The organism is Nonomuraea sp. C10 (assembly GCF_008017515.1).
Lineage (GTDB): Bacteria > Actinomycetota > Actinomycetes > Streptosporangiales > Streptosporangiaceae > Nonomuraea > Nonomuraea ferruginea.
The window spans coordinates 2,353,543-2,369,402 of the sequence record NZ_VPFF01000003.1 but is presented as its reverse complement, the minus strand read 5'-3'; the positions used below and the strand labels follow the sequence as shown (position 1 = coordinate 2,369,402).

17 protein-coding genes are annotated in these 15,860 nt (G+C 70.5%); 9 read left to right on the top strand and 8 right to left on the bottom strand.

Annotation, left to right across the window (positions count from 1 at the left end; genetic code table 11):
- Positions 1-42: 42 nt before the first annotated feature.
- From FR742_RS43285 to FR742_RS43255, 7 genes are all read left to right on the top strand, one after another.
- Positions 43-1,347: a M20/M25/M40 family metallo-hydrolase gene (locus FR742_RS43285; RefSeq protein ID WP_148036952.1), complete on the top strand. Its 1,305-nt coding sequence runs from the start codon at positions 43-45 to the stop codon at positions 1,345-1,347.
- A 1-nt stretch (position 1,348) separates the two neighbouring features.
- Positions 1,349-2,152 (top strand): purine-nucleoside phosphorylase, encoded by an 804-nt coding sequence (locus FR742_RS43280; RefSeq protein ID WP_148036951.1) that lies wholly within the window; start codon positions 1,349-1,351, stop codon positions 2,150-2,152.
- Entirely contained in the window at positions 2,149-3,783 is a 1,635-nt protein-coding gene (locus FR742_RS43275) for a phospho-sugar mutase (protein WP_396990943.1), read from the top strand. The genes FR742_RS43280 and FR742_RS43275 overlap by 4 nt, the downstream gene beginning before the upstream one ends.
- A gap of 77 nt (positions 3,784-3,860) precedes the next feature.
- Positions 3,861-5,258 carry an ATP-binding protein gene (locus FR742_RS43270; protein WP_261809077.1) on the top strand — a complete coding sequence of 466 codons (1,398 nt, stop codon included), beginning with the start codon at positions 3,861-3,863 and terminating at the stop codon, positions 5,256-5,258.
- Positions 5,259-5,450: 192 nt separating this feature from the next.
- On the top strand, positions 5,451-6,125 hold the full coding sequence (locus FR742_RS43265; RefSeq protein WP_148036950.1) for a TetR/AcrR family transcriptional regulator: 675 nt from the start codon (positions 5,451-5,453) through the stop codon (positions 6,123-6,125).
- Positions 6,118-7,608, top strand: a complete 1,491-nt coding sequence (locus FR742_RS43260; RefSeq protein ID WP_187281633.1) for a class I adenylate-forming enzyme family protein — start codon at positions 6,118-6,120, stop codon at positions 7,606-7,608. Before FR742_RS43265 ends, FR742_RS43260 begins: the two co-directional genes overlap by 8 nt.
- A complete protein-coding gene (locus FR742_RS43255; protein WP_148036949.1) occupies positions 7,605-8,336 on the top strand; it encodes an enoyl-CoA hydratase/isomerase family protein in 732 nt (243 codons plus the stop codon). Before FR742_RS43260 ends, FR742_RS43255 begins: the two co-directional genes overlap by 4 nt.
- 97 nt (positions 8,337-8,433) lie before the next feature.
- Here FR742_RS43255 and FR742_RS46715 read toward each other — a convergent pair whose 3' ends face one another.
- From FR742_RS46715 to FR742_RS44995, 8 genes are all read right to left on the bottom strand, one after another.
- Positions 8,434-8,922, bottom strand: coding sequence for a hypothetical protein (locus tag FR742_RS46715; RefSeq protein ID WP_364225424.1), 489 nt, complete (start codon positions 8,920-8,922; stop codon positions 8,434-8,436).
- Positions 8,855-9,523, bottom strand: coding sequence for a DUF433 domain-containing protein (locus FR742_RS43250; RefSeq protein ID WP_148036948.1), 669 nt, complete (start codon positions 9,521-9,523; stop codon positions 8,855-8,857). The genes FR742_RS46715 and FR742_RS43250 overlap by 68 nt, the downstream gene beginning before the upstream one ends.
- Before the next feature lie 220 nt (positions 9,524-9,743).
- On the bottom strand, positions 9,744-10,589 hold the full coding sequence (locus FR742_RS43245; protein ID WP_148036947.1) for a hypothetical protein: 846 nt from the start codon (positions 10,587-10,589) through the stop codon (positions 9,744-9,746).
- A gap of 141 nt (positions 10,590-10,730) precedes the next feature.
- Entirely contained in the window at positions 10,731-11,237 is a 507-nt protein-coding gene (locus tag FR742_RS43240; RefSeq protein ID WP_148036946.1) for a hypothetical protein, read from the bottom strand.
- 397 nt (positions 11,238-11,634) lie between these two features.
- Positions 11,635-12,246 carry a PH domain-containing protein gene (locus tag FR742_RS43235; RefSeq protein ID WP_148036945.1) on the bottom strand — a complete coding sequence of 204 codons (612 nt, stop codon included), beginning with the start codon at positions 12,244-12,246 and terminating at the stop codon, positions 11,635-11,637.
- Entirely contained in the window at positions 12,243-13,316 is a 1,074-nt protein-coding gene (locus tag FR742_RS43230) for an adenosine deaminase (RefSeq protein WP_148036944.1), read from the bottom strand. The genes FR742_RS43235 and FR742_RS43230 overlap by 4 nt, the downstream gene beginning before the upstream one ends.
- A 16-nt stretch (positions 13,317-13,332) precedes the next feature.
- Positions 13,333-13,686 (bottom strand): AraC family ligand binding domain-containing protein, encoded by a 354-nt coding sequence (locus tag FR742_RS43225; protein ID WP_148036943.1) that lies wholly within the window; start codon positions 13,684-13,686, stop codon positions 13,333-13,335.
- 4 nt (positions 13,687-13,690) lie between these two features.
- A complete protein-coding gene (locus FR742_RS44995) occupies positions 13,691-14,266 on the bottom strand; it encodes a hypothetical protein (protein ID WP_187281631.1) in 576 nt (191 codons plus the stop codon).
- Positions 14,267-14,431: 165 nt separating this feature from the next.
- Here FR742_RS44995 and FR742_RS43210 point away from each other — a divergent pair, with 165 nt between their 5' ends.
- The gene (locus FR742_RS43210; protein WP_148036941.1) at positions 14,432-14,821 is read left to right on the top strand and encodes a MarR family winged helix-turn-helix transcriptional regulator; all 390 of its coding nucleotides are present in this window, start codon (positions 14,432-14,434) and stop codon (positions 14,819-14,821) included.
- A gap of 32 nt (positions 14,822-14,853) precedes the next feature.
- Entirely contained in the window at positions 14,854-15,852 is a 999-nt protein-coding gene (locus tag FR742_RS43205) for a hypothetical protein (RefSeq protein WP_148036940.1), read from the top strand.
- Positions 15,853-15,860 lie beyond the last annotated feature (8 nt).

Sequence of the window (15,860 nt, the reverse complement as noted above, 5' to 3'; positions counted from 1 at the left end):
CATCCAGGTCGTACCGGCCCGTTCAACCCTGGAGAAGAGATCATGACCCCTGCCGAACTCGAAGTCGCCGACCTGTGCGTGGAGCTCATCCGGGTCGACAGCAGCAACTACGGCGACGGCAGCGGCCCGGGCGAGCGGGCCGCCGCCGAGGTCGTCATGGCCAGGCTCGCGGAGGTCGGCATCGAGGCCACCTACCTGGAGAGCGCGCCCGGCAGGGGCAACGTGATCACCCGCGTCGAGGGCACTGACCCATCGCTGCCCGCCCTGCTCGTGCACGGCCACCTGGACGTGGTCCCGGCCAACGCCGCGGACTGGACGGTCGACCCGTTCTCCGGCGAGGTGCGCGACGGCTACATCTGGGGCCGCGGCGCGGTCGACATGAAGGACATGGACGCCATGATGCTGGCCGTGCTGCGCCAGTTCGTCCGCGACGGCCGCAGGCCCCGCCGCGACCTGGTGTTCGCCTGGCTGGCCGACGAGGAGGCCGGCGGCACCTTCGGCGCCAAGTACCTCACCAAGCACCACCCCGGCCTGTTCGAGGGCGTGACGGAGGCGATCAGCGAGGTCGGCGGCTACTCGCTGGAGGTCGACCCGTCGCTGCGGCTCTACCTCATCGAAACCGCCCAGAAGGGGCTGGCCTGGATGAAGCTGGTGGCCGACGGCACCGCCGGCCACGGCTCCATGCTCAACTCCGACAACGCCGTCACCGAGGTCGCCAAGGCGGTGGCCAGGATCGGCTCGCACGACTGGCCGCTCGCCTACACCCCGACCGTGCGGCGCTTCCTCGCCGAGATCGCCGACGCGTACGCGCTGCCGTTCGACGAGGACGACCCGTCGGTGCTGCTCGACCGGCTCGGCCCGCTGGTGCGGTTCGTCGGCGCCACGCTCCGCCACACCGCCAACCCGACCCAGCTCGACGCCGGCTACAAGTCCAACGTCATCCCCGGCCAGGCCAGCGCCGTCATCGACGGCCGTTTCCTGCCGGGCTTCGAGGACGACTTCTTCAAGACGATCGACTCGCTGATCGGGCCGAAGGTGCGCCGCGAGTTCGTGCACCACGACATCGCGCTGGAGACGACGTTCGACGGCGCCCTGGTCGAGTCGATGATCGCGGCGCTGAAGGCCGAGGACCCCGCCGCGCGCGCGATCCCGTACTGCATGTCAGGCGGCACCGACAACAAGACGTTCTTCGCCGACCTCGACATCCGCGGGTTCGGGTTCGTGCCGCTGCGGCTGCCGGCCGGCATGGACTTCGCCTCGATGTTCCACGGCGTCGACGAGCGGGTGCCGGTGGACGCCCTCCAGTTCGGCGTGCGGGTGCTGGAGCGCCTCCTCCTAGACTACTGACGTGAGCACCGACCCCTATTCCCTCGCCGGCGACGCGGCCGCCGCTCTGAAGGCGGCCGCCGGTCTCGACACCTTCGACGTGGCCCTCGTGATGGGGTCGGGCTGGGTCCCGGCCGCCGACGCGATCGGGCAGGTGGTGGCCGAGGTCCCGTTCACCGACCTGCCCGGGTTCGCCGCCCCCGCCGTGGCGGGCCACGGCGGCCGCATCCGCGTCGCCCGCACCGACGCCGGCCGCCACGCGCTGATCTTCCTCGGGCGCAGTCACCTGTACGAGGGGCGCGGCGTCGACTCGGTGGTCCACGGCGTCCGCACCGCCGCGGCCGCCGGGATCCGCACGATCGTGCTGACCAACGCGGCCGGCGGGCTGCGCCCCGAGACGCAGCAGGTCGGCGACCCGGTGCTGATCAGCGACCACATCAACCTGACCGGCGCCAACCCGATCACCGGCACCACCTTCCTCGACCTGACCGAGGTCTACTCCAAGCGGCTGCGCGACCTCGTACGGGAGATCGACCCGAGCCTGTCCGAGGGCGTCTACGTCGCCTTCCGCGGCCCCACCTACGAGACGCCCGCCGAGATCCGGATGCTGCGCACGCTCGGCGGCGACCTGATCGGCATGTCCACCGTGCTGGAGGCCATCGCGGCCCGCGAGTCCGGGCTGGACGTGCTGGGCGTGTCGCTGGTCACCAACCCGGGCGCGGGCCTGGCGGGCGACCCGCTCGACCACGAGGAGGTGCTCCAGGTCGGGCGCGCCACCGCCGCCCGCATGGGGGTGCTGCTCGCGAAGGTGGTCGACCGGCTTTGACCTCTGTCGTGAGCATCGAGGAGCGCGCCCGCGCCTGGCTGGCGCAGGACCCCGACCCCGACACCCGCGCCGAGCTGGCCGCGATGCTGGAGCGCGGCGACGCCGAGGGGCTGCGCGACCGGTTCGGGGCCAAGCTGGAGTTCGGCACCGCCGGGCTCCGCGGCGAGCTGGGCGCCGGGCCCAACCGGATGAACCGCGTCACCGTCATGCGCGCCGCCGCCGGGCTGGCCCGGGTGCTCGGCTCCGGCAGGCACGTGGTGATCGGTTACGACGCCCGCCACAAGTCCGACGTGTTCGCCCGCGACACGGCCGCCGTGCTGGAAGGCGCCGGGCTGCGCGCCTCCGTGCTGCCGCGCCCGCTGCCGACCCCGGTGCTCGCCTTCGCGGTCCGCCGTCTGGGCGCCGACGCGGGCGTGACGGTCACGGCCAGCCACAACCCGCCCCGCGACAACGGCTACAAGGTCTACTGGGGCGACGGCTCGCAGATCGTGCCGCCGATCGACGCCGAGATCTCGGCCGCGATCGACGCCGTGGAGTCCGTCTCCGAGCTGCCGCTCGGCGGCCCGGGGACCCTTCTGGACGATTCCATCGTCGACGCCTACATCGAGGCCGTCACCGCGCTGCCGCTGGGCGACGCCCGTGACCTGCGGGTCGCCTACACGCCGCTGCACGGCGTCGGCGCGGCCACGCTCGCGCGGGCCTTCGAGGCGGCCGGGTTCGAGCCTCCGCTGCCCGTGGAGGAGCAGCGCGAGCCCGACCCCGACTTCCCGACCGTGGCCTTCCCCAACCCGGAGGAGCCCGGCGCGATGGACCTCGCCATCGCCCTGGCCGCCAAGACCCGCGCCGACCTGGTGCTGGCCAACGACCCCGACGCCGACCGGTGCGCGGTGGGCGTCCCGCTGCCCGGCGGCGGCTGCCGCATGCTCACCGGCGACGAGGTGGGCGGCCTGCTCGCCGAACACGTCATCACCCACACCTCGGGCGAGCGCATGGTGGCCACCACGATCGTCTCCTCGACACTGCTCGGCAAGATCGCCGGCGCCCACGGCGTCGGTTACGGCGAGACCCTGACCGGCTTCAAGTGGATCATCAAGGCCGGCCCCGGCCTGGTCTTCGGCTACGAGGAAGCCATCGGCTACAGCGTCGGCGGCGCCGCGGGGCTGCCGGTGCGCGACAAGGACGGCATCGGCGCCGCCCTCACCGTGGCGGCCATCGCCGCCGGCGCCAAGCGCGCCGGCCGCACGCTGCTGGACCTCCTCGACGACCAGGCCCGCCGCTACGGCCTGCACGCCACGGCCCAGCTCTCCTTCCGGGTGAGCGACCTGGCCCTCATCACGGAGGCCATGACCCGCCTCCGCGCCACCCCGCCGGCCCGGCTCGGCGGCCGTGAGGTGACCCGGATCGACGACCTGAGCCGCGGCGACGGCGGCCTCCCCCCGACGGACGGCCTGCGCTTCCTGCTGTCGGGCGACGCCCGCGTGGTGGTCCGGCCCTCCGGCACCGAGCCCAAGCTCAAGTGCTACCTGGAGGTGGTCGTCCCGGTCACGGACGAGGTCACGCCCGCCCGCGCCCGCGCCTCCCAGGACCTGGACACCCTGAAAGCCGACCTGACCACCGTCCTGCGGCTCTGACGGGCATCTAGGATAGGACCAAATTTGGACCATCCACTTTTGGTGGGTCCAAATTTGGTTCTACCAGGAGGTGCAGCGTGTTCATCGGGCGTAGCCGCGAGCTGGCGGCGCTAGGGCGTTTCTTCACCAGGGTGGGCACCGGTGATCGGCCGGGGCGCGCCGTCCTCATGCGGGGTCGCCGCCGGGTCGGCAAGTCGCGGCTGGCGGAGGAGTTCATCCATCGGTCCGGTGTGCCGTCCGTCTTCTACACCGCGGCCACGGAGCCGATCAGCGAGCAGCTCGCGAGCTTCAGTGCCTCCGTCGCCACATCCGACTTGCCGGGGGCGGCGCTCTTCGGCGAGATGGTCCCTACGTCCTGGGACAGCGCGCTGAGACTCCTGGCGCAGGCGGTGCCCCAGGACTCGCCAAGCATCGTCGTCATCGACGAGCTGCCGTACATGATGGCTCAGGACCCGCATCTGGAGGGCAGACTGCAGCGGCTCTTCGACCGCGAGTTCTCCCGGCGGCCGATGCTGCTCATCCTGATCGGCTCCGATCTTTCTGTCATGGAGGCGATCAACCAGTACGACCGCCCCTTCTACATGAGGGCGTCGGACATGGTGATCCATCCGTTGACTCCGGCGGACGTGGCCGAGCGGCTTCGACTGCCGCCGGCCGAGGCCATCGACGCCTATCTCGTGACCGGCGGACTGCCGATGATCCTCGACGAGTGGCCCACGGGTGCCTCTCTCTGGGAGTACCTCGACGGCGCCATCCCCGACCCCATGTCGGCGCTCACGGTGAGCGGCGTGCGCGCCATGGCAGCGGAGTTCCCGCCTGAAGCGCAGGCCACGATGCTGCTCAAGGCCGTCGGGCCGGGGCAGCGCACGTTCTCGTCCGTCCTGCGGGCCACAGGCGGCATGCCGGCGACTTCAGCGAAGCGCGGCATGCAGATCCTGCTGGACAAGCGCATGGTGACTGCCGAGCTGCCCCTGTCCACGAAGCCCTCCAGAGAGACCCGCTACCACATCGCGGACACTCACCTCCGGTTCTGGCTGTCCTTCGTCGAGCCCGGACTGACGGAGATCGACCGGGGCCGCGGCGACCTGGCCCTGAAGCGCATCGAACGCTCATGGACCGCCTGGCGGGGGATGGCCGTGGAGCCCGTCGTCCGGGAGTCGCTGCGGCGCATGGACGGCCTGCCCGAGGAGACGGGCGCCGTGGGCGGTTACTGGACGCGGACCAATGATCCGGAGATCGACCTGGTCGGCGCCGACCGGGAGCCGGTGGCCAAGCGGGTCACCCTGCTCGGGTCGATCAAGTGGCTGGAGAACCGGCCGTTCGACCACCACGACCTGACTGAACTGATCGTGCACCGGTCGAAGATGCCCGGCGCCGACGCCGGCACACCGCTGTACGCGGTCTCCCGGGCGGGGTGCACCGTGGACGGGGTCCGGCACGTCACACCGGAAGAGCTCATCGAGGCGTGGCGCTGAGCCTGGACTTTGGTCTCATCCGTGAGACCGAACTCGGCGCGAGGTCTCACGGTTTCACTTGGTGAGACCAATCTTTTCGTTGGTCTCATCCGTGAGACCAAACCGCAGGCACCCGCGCTGCCACTCTAGGCAATACGGCTTTTGTCCTTTATCGTGCGGAATATCGGATCAACCGAACGTTCGGTAGGCGACATGACCCCCCTCTCCACCTACCTCACCGACCGCCACGCCGACGCCGGCCTGCGCATCAGGACGGCGGCGGTGCTGCTGTTCGCCCGCCAGGGGTACGCGGCCACGACCATCCGCGACCTCGCCCGTACCGTCGGCATGACGAACGCCGGCATCTACCACCACGTCACCAGCAAGGAAGCCCTCCTCGCCGACCTGCTCATATCCGGGCACCGCGGGCTCATCGAGGCCGCGGAGCAGGTGCTCGACGGGGTGAAGGACGCCGCCGAGCGCTTGGCCCTGCTGATCAGCTCGCTCACCGCCATCCACGCGCTGAACCCGATGACCACCCGCGTCATGGACGGCGAGCTGCGCGCCCTCACCCCCGGCTCCGCAGCCCTGGCCGAGGTCATCGCGCTGCGCGACGCGTACGAGGATCTCTGGCGGGGGGCGGTTGCCGACGGGGTCGGCGCGGGCGTCTTCCACGTCGCCGACCAGAAGCTGACCCGGCTCGCGCTCATGACCATGTGCACCGGCACCAGCGAGTGGTACCGCCCGGACGGCGACTCGACGCTGGAGCAGGTGTGCGCGGAGTTCGTGGCCATCGGGCTGGCGGCCGTCCGCGCCCCGGCCCGCCCGCTGCCGATCGCCGACTTCTCCCTGTTGCCCGAACTGCCCTGGGAGCCGCCCCGTGACTGAACCGTACCGAACGATCCCCGAGCTGGTCCGCCACGCCGCGCAGCGGTACGGCGGGCGCGAGTTCCTGCGTTTCCCCGAGGCGTCTCTGAGCTTCGCCGAGGCGGACGCCGAGTCCGACCGGCTGGCCGGGGCGCTGGCCGCGAAGGGCGTCCGCCCGGGCGACCGGGTGGCGATCATGATGGAGAACGTCCCCGGCTGGCCGCTCAGCTGGCTGGCCGTGCTCAAGGCGGGGGCGATCACCGTGCCGGTCAACGTCCGCTACCGGGCCGCCGACCTGGAGCACGTGCTGCGCGACTCGGGCGCGGTGGTGACGCTGACGACGCCGGAGCACGTCCCGCACATCCCCGGTCCCGCGTACCCGCTGGACGCCCTGGCCGGCCCGGCCGTCCCGCCCGACATCTCGCCGGACGCGGACGATATCGCGAATTTTCAGTACACCTCGGGGACCACCGGCTTCCCCAAGGCCTGCCTGCTCACCCACGACTACTGGATCCGCTGCGCCCGCATCGTCGCCGACCACGTACGGCTCCGCGACGACGACGTCATGATCATCGCGCAGGCGTACTCCTACATGGACCCGCAGTGGACCACGCTGATGTGCCTGATCGGCGGCATCCCGCACGTGGTGCTCCCCCGCTTCTCCGCCTCCGGCTTCTGGCCCGCCGTCCGCGAGCACGGCGCGACGCTCACGTACGTGCTCGGCACGATGCCGCTGCTCCTGCACAAGCAGCCGCCGCACCCGCTCGACCGGGAGAACCGCATGCGCCTGGTCCTGTGCTCCGGCATCGCCCCGAACCTGCACCGCACGTTCGAGGAACGGTGGGGCGCGCCCTGGCGGGAGCTGTACGGGTCCACCGAGAGCGGCCCCGACCTGCTCGCCGCCCTGGACGCCGCCGACACGGTGGGCACCGGCGCCATGGGCCTGCCCCCGGACGGCAAGGAGGTCAAGATCGACGAGAGTACGGGCGAGATCCTGGTCCGCGGCACGCCGATGATGAAGGGCTACTGGAACCACCCGGAGGCCACCGCCGAGGCCCTCCGCGGCGGCTGGTACCACACCGGCGACCTGGGTTTCCAGGACGAGCACGGCTACATCCACCACTCCGGCCGGCTGAAGGACATGGTGCGCAGGGGCGGCGAGAACATCTCCTGCGCCGAGGTCGAGCGCGTGCTCGGCGAGCACCCTGCCGTCCTGAACACCGCCGTCGTGCCCGTGCCCGACGACCTGTGGGGCGAGCTGCCCAAGGCGTTCGTCCAGCTCAGGCCGGACCATCCGGCCTCCAGGGAGACGGCCGTGAGCCTGGCCGAGCACGCGCGGGAACGCCTGGCCCGCTTCAAGGTCCCCGCGTTCGTGGAGTTCGTGGACGGCTTCCGGCTCACCCCGTCCGCCCGCGTCGAGAAGCGCCACCTGCTCCGCCCCGACCAGCGTGCCGGAGCGTTCGCCGTCGAAGCCGCCGAAGCCGTCGAAGAGGAGAGATCATGATTGACATCACGGTCCGCGACGAGGTCGCCGTCATCACCCTGAACCGTCCCGAGAAGCTCAACGCCCTCACCGCCGGCATGCGCCGGGACCTCGCGGCGGCCGTACGCGCCCACGGCGACGGCTCGGCCCGGGGCATCGTGGTGACGGGCACCGGGCGGGCGTTCTCGTCCGGCGAGGACATCAACCAGGCCGTCGACCGGTCACTGCTGGACGAGGTCGAACTGTTCCACGACCTGACCAGGGCCGTCCTGGAGACCCGGGTGCCCGTGGTGGCCGCGGTCAACGGCCTGGCCGTGGGCGGCGCCGCCGAGTGGACGCTCTGCTTCGACGCCCGCATCGGCACCCCCGGCGCCGAGTACTTCTGGCCGGAGAACCACATCGGGCTGTCGGTCTCCAACGCGTCGAGCCTGCTGCTGACCCGCCTCGTCGGCGGCGGACGGGCGCTCCGGCTGGTGCTGGACTCGTCCCGGATCAGCGCGGAGGAGGCGCAGCGGCTCGGCATCCTCGACGAGATCGTCGCCCCCGACGCCCTCCTGGACACCGCCATCGGCCTCGTCCACCGCTGGACCCTCCCCGGCACGGCCACCGGAGTCCACCTCCGCCTCCTGCGCCCGTCATTGGAGGAGGTGGAGCGCGCCTTCGCGGCGGAGACGGAGGCGGCCAAGGAGGTCGAAGGCTCCGGCATCGCCAAGGCCGGCATGGACCGCTTCGTCAACCGCGACCGCTGACCTCAACAGAACCACGTCCCCGCTGCACATGGCCCGTAAGAGGCTCTCTTGGCCGCCTCCCCGGGCCATCGTGCGCAACAGCATGGTTCGCCATGCCTCACGTGTCGCGGCTCCTACCTCGCTTCTTACGAGCTGCCGGCGCGGTGTACGGCTCCGCGCCGCGCGTGGTGAGTCGCCATACACCGGCCCCTCTCTGACTGGCAGCGCTGCACATCGACGGCAAACACGCTGCTATCAGCTCGACGCGCTCATCGATTTTCGACTCCGCCGGCATCAAGAAGACCGACACACCGGCCTTGAGATACGCCTCGTACTCGTGCGGACGCTCGAATATCCGGAAATCCGTCGCGAGCACAGTCCAGCCTCGCTGACCTACCTTCGGCAGCCAGTCATCATCATCGGCCCCCAGCGCCTGATCCCTCGACCCGTACAACTCCGCAGGACTGTGAACGCGATAGCCGAGTCCGGTGAGCAGCCTGCGGATGGTTCGGCTGACACTGTTCTCGTCGAGGTAGAACTCAGGCGGCGTGGCCCACGAAGATGCGGGCGGCGGTTCGGACGTCCTCAACGGTGACTCCGAGCTCATCGGCTATCACCTCGAAGTCCTCCCCGGCCCTGACCATCGCGGCGACATCCGACACTCGGGTACGAGACTCCTCGAAAATAGGTTGCCCGAAAGATCTCAGCGGATCGACGACGATCTTCGAAGGCGCCCAGTGCCGCAGACGGAGCATCGCAGGGTAGCCGTCTTCCGCTCGCACGATGTACTGCAGATAGTCGGTCACGATCTCGCGGATCACCCGCTGCCCCGTGGTGCCCTCGATCAGCCCTTCCCCTTCCGGCGAAGTCTTCGAAAAGTCCCAGAGAACGTCGATGCCGTCCGTGGCCAGCTCCGGGGCGACGAGAACGTACTGCCCGAACTCTCGCTGGAGCCGCTCCAGCGCAGGGCGGATCTTGCGTGGCTTCACTCCTGCGGCCCGCAGCGCATCCAGGACGTATGCCTCTGCCATGGCCACGAAGGGAACGGTGGCCATGCGATGCTCGATCGGCTGCGGAAGAACGTGCAGCAGGGGACGGCCTCTTTCGTAGCCGCGCGCCCAGTGGTTGAACGTCTGCTGGGGGATGCCGAGGAAGCGGGCGGCGTCGCTCTGGTTGAGCAGACCGGTCCGAGTCCTGATGTCGTCCATGCCGCGCACCTCCTCTTTTGCTCGCAGTCATCTTCTCTCACCGACTCGGTGGGCGCACAAGGGCCCGCCGGTTGAGCTCGTTCAGGGCCGCAACATTAGCCGCACTTTCGAGGGCACCGATGGCGATTGTGGTTATCCAGTGCGCGCACGGCATCGCTTTCCGTAGGGAACACGAAGGCACCGGCGCCCTCCTGGACACCGCCACAGCTCCTGAAACTGGCTATCGCACCGGCTTCAGCGCCGCCTGGAGATGCACGACGCCCTCGCCGTACTTGTCGTCCAGCCGTTGCTGCAGTTCCTCGTCGGCCACCCAGACGCCCACGACCACCTGCTCCTTCATGATGTCGACGGAGGTCGAGGTGAAGCGCTGACCAAGATCGTCGCCGATGAACTCCTGGATCTGCCGGAGCGTTTCCTCGCTGCGCTGGGCCTGGCTGACGCAGAGTGCGCCGCCCCAGCTCTCCCGGACCCACGCCTCCCGGCCGGTCAGGTCGCCCGTGAACTTCACGTTCAGCACCAGCTTGGCCGGGTCGTTGGCGTACTTCTCCGACCACTCCCGCTTACTGCCGTCGTAGCCGGGGATCGAGTCCAGATAGCTCTGGTCGAGCCACACCCCGCCCACGGCTTCCTCGTTATCCAGCCGCTGCTTAGTCACCTGGAGCGCTTCCCGGGTGGCCTTGGCGGGATCGGCCGGCCGCCAGCCACCCTCCGGGACGGGGCACGGGCTGTCCAGGCTGTGCTCCTCCGATGCGCGCTCGACCGCCGCCCCTGGTGGTTCGGTCAGGGTCAGCCGGGAGCCGTCCCAGGTGCCGACCACCCGATACCAGCCCCACTTCGTACCCCGGACGCTCTCGTGCCGCACCTTGGACCAGTCCCAGCCGACGATGTCCGGCCCGCCGCACTGGGGTGGCAGCGACGTGGCCATCTCAGCGCACAGCTGCGGCCCGTGCTCGGGGCTCTCCAGGACGGAGACGGCGTCGGCCGCGTACGTGACCGGATTGTCGGCCGCCACCCCCGTGCCGCAGGCGGCCAGCACGTAGAGGGCGGGAAAGGCGACGAAGCGCATGACCTTCAGACGCGCGAGTACGCCGCGAGGTTCGAACGGTACGGTTGTCGGCTAAATCGGTGGTGGCGCCAGGTCACCTGGCTCCCCGTCTGGGCTGTGCCGAAGATCGAGCGTCTCGCGAGGCGGCAAGCCACGTGGCCATCAGCGGGACTCAAGCGTCTCCCGGAGAATCCGCACGGCCTTCGGCCCGACCCCGTGCAGCGCGTTGAGCTCCGCATCCGAAAGCCCGGCCACCTGGTCGAGCGTGGTGATGCCGACGTTCGCCAGCGCCCGGGTGGCCGGCCGCCCGATCGCCTTGGGCAGGTCACCGACCTCGCCCGCGCCGGCCTTGTCGGCAGTGGACGCACGGGCCGCGACCTCCGGCGGCGCGCACGCGAGCCAGGCACGTCGCACCCAGTAGTTGAGAGCCTGGCCGTTGATGTCTTTGACAGGCAGGCGCACGAAGTCACCCGCCCGCTCGGCCGTCGCGTGCTGGGACACCATGTCCTCAGCCTCGGCTCCCGGCAACCGAAGGCACACGCGGGCATCCGCATCCAGCAAGGCGAACTCCTTGCCGTCCACGGCGAACACCGGCGCGCCGTCGACAGCACTTTCGACCACATCAGAGTTGGAAAGCGCAGCCTTGCGGAACTGGGAGACCGTTGTCACCCCTCCACCTTGGCACATCGGGCGGCGCGGAAAGCTGCCCGAAAGCCGGCTGCGCTGCTCACCCGCCAGGCCGTGTCTCCCGGGCTGTTGGCAGGTCGCAAAGACCTTCCGTGGTGGCAGCCGAGGGCTCCTGACGGGAGTTGACCCGGAGTTCGAATCAGCCGGGTTCCTGGGCAATCGGGCAGGGACCGGGGTGCGCGAGGGGGCGGTAGCTCCCTCGCCCGGGTGTGCGGGGGCCTGCCCCCGCACAGCACAGCCCGAGCCGCGTCGCGCGAAGCGCGTCCGACCGCGAGGACGATGCCGTTGTACGCCGGGGCCCACCCGCCACAACACGCCACGAGAAGGATGCCGTTGAACGCGGGAACCACCCACCACAACGCGCCCCCGGGAAAGGCACTCAGGGCACGAGCACGGCGGCGACGATCAACCCCACCGCCACGGCGAAAGCCACGATCGAGTCGTACGCCCAGGTCACGCGGACCTGGCCCACCTCGTCCTTGCGGAGTCTCGCCTGCTCGGCCCGGGAGGTGATCTGCTCCCCCACCCAGTCGGCGTGGGTCTTGCCCGCCATCGCCTCGGCCGCCGCCTGCTCGCCCTTGGTGAGCACGGGCTCGGTCTGGTAGCGGCCGTGACGGACCGGGGCGGCGCCGCGGCGCACGGCCTTGGCGCGTTCGCGGGCCGAGGTCATCGGGGTCCACAGGCGCAGCAGTTGCGAGCCGGAGTGGGAGACGTTGATCGAGTGGGACACGGTGACGTCCTCGACCGAGGCCCACGGCACGAACGTGGACCGCAGCGGGGTGCGGCCCACGAGGCCGGGCTCGGTGAGGACGGTGGCCGGGCGGATGGCGACGACGTAGACGACGGCGGTGAGCACGCCCAGCACGGCGAGCGCGACCATGGACGGCTTGCCGCTGTAGCGGAGGGTCAGGTCGATGACGTTGGCCGCGACGAACGCCACCCAGATCCAGCCGAAGACGAAGGCGGTCTTGGAACGGAAGACCTGTTTCACGGCTGCCACTTGAGTTGCGCGAATCCGGGCTTGATGACGCCGTTGATCAGCGCGAGGCGTTCGTCGAACGGCAGGAAGGCCGACTTCATCGCGTTGACCGTGAACCACTGCAGGTCGTCCCAGCCGTAGTCGAACGCCTCGATCAGCTTGGCGAACTCCTGCGACACGGTGGTGGAGCTCATCAGCCGGTTGTCGGTGTTGACCGTGACCCGGAAGTGGAGGCGGCGCAGCAGCCCGATCGGGTGGTCGGCGATGGACGCGGCGGCGCCGGTCTGCAGGTTGGAGGTGGGGCACATCTCCAGCGGGATGCGCTTGTCGCGCACGTACGCGGCCAGCCGGCCGAGCTTGGCGGTGCCGTCGCCGGAGACGGAGATGTCGTCGATGATGCGCACGCCGTGGCCGAGCCGGTCGGCGCCGCACCACTGGATGGCCTGCCAGATGGACGGCAGGCCGAACGCCTCGCCGGCGTGGATGGTGAAGTGGGCGTTCTCCCGCTGGAGGTACTCGAACGCGTCGAGGTGGCGGGTGGGAGGGTAGCCCGCCTCGGCGCCGGCGATGTCGAAGCCGACGACGCCGACGTCGCGGTAGCGTACGGACAGCTCGGCGATCTCCATCGAGCGGGCCTGGTGGCGCATGGCGGTCAGGAGCGTGCCGACGCGGATGCCGCGCCCCTCGGACCCCTGGCGGAAGCCCTCCAGGACGGCCTGCACCACCTCGTCGAGGCTCAGCCCGTTGGTGGTGTGCTGCTCGGGGGCGAAGCGCACCTCGGCGTAGACGACGCCGTCGGCGGCCAGGTCCTCGGCGCACTCGGCGGCGACGCGGGCGAGCGACTCGGGAGTCTGCATGACGCCGACGGTGTGCTGGAACGTCTCCAGGTAGCGCTCCAGCGAGCCGGAGTCGGACGCCTCCTCGAACCACTGGCGCAGGTTGTCCGGGTCGGTGGTGGGCAGCCGGTCGTAGCCGGTGTCGCGGGCCAGGTCCACGATGGTCTCGGCGCGGAGACCACCGTCGAGATGGTCGTGCAGCAACACCTTGGGCGCGCGCCGGATCTCGTCAATCGTGGGGCTCATCCGCCCATGATACGAGTCACTCGTCGCGGTTGGCCGAATCAGGGCTGAAGGCGGGCAGGCACACCGCGACGTACTCGGCGCCTTCGTCGCCCACCCGGTAGCGGACCTTCTCGCCGGGCTCGGTCACGACGGTCTGGCCGGCGGACACCTCGGTGGTGCCGCCGGCGTGCTCGACCAGGACGGTGCCGCGCAGCACGAGCGTGTATTCGGTGAAGGCGGGGGCCTGGGCGGGCTCGTCCCAGCCGGGCGGGGCGACCATGTGGGCGATGGAGATCGCCTCGTCGCCGCTGTTGACGCGGCCCACGTGCTCGTCGATGAGCTTGCCGCCCGGCACCGGGATGCGTGAAGGTCCTTCGATCTTTCTCACCACCCGGTCAGTGTGCCACGTCGACCACCAGTCTGGGCGGGGCGGCGAGCTCGGTGACCTTGAAACCCGTGACGCCGGGCGCCAGCAGGGCGATGCCGACGACGCCTTCGAAGTCGCCGGTCTTGGCGATGCCGGTGATGCCCCCGGCCGCGGGCACGGTGGTGCCGTTCCAGGTGGGGGTGCCGTCCTCAGTGTGGGCGTTGGCGGGCACGAGCCGGATGTGCAGGGCGCGGCCGCCCTTCAGGTCGATCGGCCGGCCCGAGCCCTCCTCGTGCGACTCGCGGACCCAGCGCACGGTGTAGCCGGGGACGCCGCCCTGGAAGTCGACGACCACCCGGTCGAACGAGGGATGCCGGCCGAACCGCACCCCGGTGACCAGGGCGGGTTCGGCGTCGTTCCGCTCGACCCGGACGGGGGCGGTGGCGGTGGGGCCGGGGACGGGCGTGGCCGTGTGCGGCTCGGTGGCGGGCCCGGGGGACGCGGCGCTCTCCGCCGGGGTGTCCGCGGGAGGCGCCGTGCCGCAGGAGATCAGGACCGCGCCACACGCGAGGAACGCGACGGCGGCCCGTACGAACGGGGTCATGTGCACTGGATGCCCGGCGACCGCGCGTCCGATGCGCCGGCGACCTGATCGGCATCGGGGGACGCCCGGGAACCTCGGGGCACGATAGGTTCGGCGGTTTCGCGACCTCCCGTCTGGATGCGCGTGCATCTAACCATGATCTTTACGGCGTGGTAACCTCCGCGCATGGACGAGCGGTTCGTGGTCGACACCTGGCATGACGTCCTCTCCAAACACGCCAGGGCCATGTGCGCGCTGGAGCGCGAGCTGGGCGACAAGCACGGGCTGGGGCCCAGCGAGTTCGAGGTGCTCGACCGGATGGTCAGCCATGACAGGAAGCTGCGCATCCAGGAGCTCTGCGACGAGGTCCACCTGAGCCAGAGCGCGCTCTCGCGGGTGGTGGCCCGCCTGGAGAAGGCCGCGCTCGTGTCGCGCGGCGTGTGCGACTCCGACCGGCGGGGCGTGTTCGTGCGCATCACGGAGGAGGGCCGGGCCCGTCACGCGGCGGCGCTCCCCACCCAGCGCGCCGTCCTGGCCGAGATCTTCGACGACGCCGCCACGCCACTGAGCACCTGACTCCGGCTGTCAATCGTCGCTACTCTACGGCGATGCTCCTCATTCACGGATCATTGACGCTCGCGGTGGCCGCCGCGCTCACCGTGGCCCCGGCCACGACGGCGCACGAAGCGACCAGGACCGCGGACCAGGTCTTGCGGGTCTACACCAACAACATCGAGAACCTGGTGAGGAACAACGCCGACGGCTCCTGCACCCGGATCTCGGGCCCCGACCACCTCACCTCGATGCTGGTCGACGACAACGGCAAGACCGGCACGTCCGGCGTGCGGGCTCCCGATCTCCTGATCGTGCAGCAGGTGCGCGGCACCGGGCAGGCCACGGCCTACGCCGACCAGCTCTCGGCCAAGTTCGGCTATCCGGCGGGCACCTACAGGGCGATCGTGGCCTGGGACGACCCCGAGCAGTGGGGCGGCTCCCACCACTGCAGCCAGCAGTCGCTGGGCGACCTGAAGAAGCGCCAGACCAACGGGATCATCTACAACACCAGGACGCTGGGCCTGGCCGAGACCTCCAAATACTGGAGCGCGGGCTGGCTGAAGCCCGGCACGTCCTACTCCGGCGGGGCCGGGTGCACGCTCTACAAGCCGCCGAGCAACGACGACGCCGCCGCCAACAAGCACAAGTGGAAGCGCACCAGCGCCATCGCCGCGAGGTTCACGATCAAGGGGACGGGGACGTCGGTCTTCGCCGCCTCCATGCACCTGCCGGAGCAGAACGGCAAGAACGCCTGCGCGGGGCCCGGCGACCCGGGCATCGCGAACTCCGGCATCAAGGTCGGCGCGGACGCCACGAGGCTGATGAACGCCTCGGCCGTCCGCGTGATCGGGATCGACGCGAACCGCACCGGCATCGCCCGCACCACCCTCGGCGGCTTCGGCATGACCGGCTACGGGGCGAAGGCCACCATGGGCACCAGGAAGATCGACCACCTGTTCGTCAAGGGCGCCGTGCGGCCGTCACCCGTCGACCACACGGTGAACAGCACGAAGTCCAACCACCTGGCCCTGTACGCGTTCATCACGGTCTGAACCCGAGC

Excerpts from the sequence above, each read along its gene's own strand:
- FR742_RS43265 (WP_148036950.1), top strand. The coding sequence starts at position 5,451 with ATGACCCCCCTCTCCACCTACCTCACCGACCGCCACGCCGACGCCGGC.
- FR742_RS43285 (WP_148036952.1), top strand. The coding sequence starts at position 43 with ATGACCCCTGCCGAACTCGAAGTCGCCGACCTGTGCGTGGAGCTCATC.
- FR742_RS43210 (WP_148036941.1), top strand. The coding sequence starts at position 14,432 with ATGGACGAGCGGTTCGTGGTCGACACCTGGCATGACGTCCTCTCCAAA.
- FR742_RS43205 (WP_148036940.1), top strand. The coding sequence starts at position 14,854 with ATGCTCCTCATTCACGGATCATTGACGCTCGCGGTGGCCGCCGCGCTC.
- FR742_RS43255 (WP_148036949.1), top strand. The coding sequence starts at position 7,605 with ATGATTGACATCACGGTCCGCGACGAGGTCGCCGTCATCACCCTGAAC.
- FR742_RS44995 (WP_187281631.1), bottom strand. The coding sequence starts at position 14,266 with ATGACCCCGTTCGTACGGGCCGCCGTCGCGTTCCTCGCGTGTGGCGCG.
- FR742_RS43230 (WP_148036944.1), bottom strand. The coding sequence starts at position 13,316 with ATGAGCCCCACGATTGACGAGATCCGGCGCGCGCCCAAGGTGTTGCTG.
- FR742_RS43250 (WP_148036948.1), bottom strand. The coding sequence starts at position 9,523 with ATGGACGACATCAGGACTCGGACCGGTCTGCTCAACCAGAGCGACGCC.
- FR742_RS46715 (WP_364225424.1), bottom strand. The coding sequence starts at position 8,922 with ATGAGCTCGGAGTCACCGTTGAGGACGTCCGAACCGCCGCCCGCATCT.
- FR742_RS43245 (WP_148036947.1), bottom strand. The coding sequence starts at position 10,589 with ATGCGCTTCGTCGCCTTTCCCGCCCTCTACGTGCTGGCCGCCTGCGGC.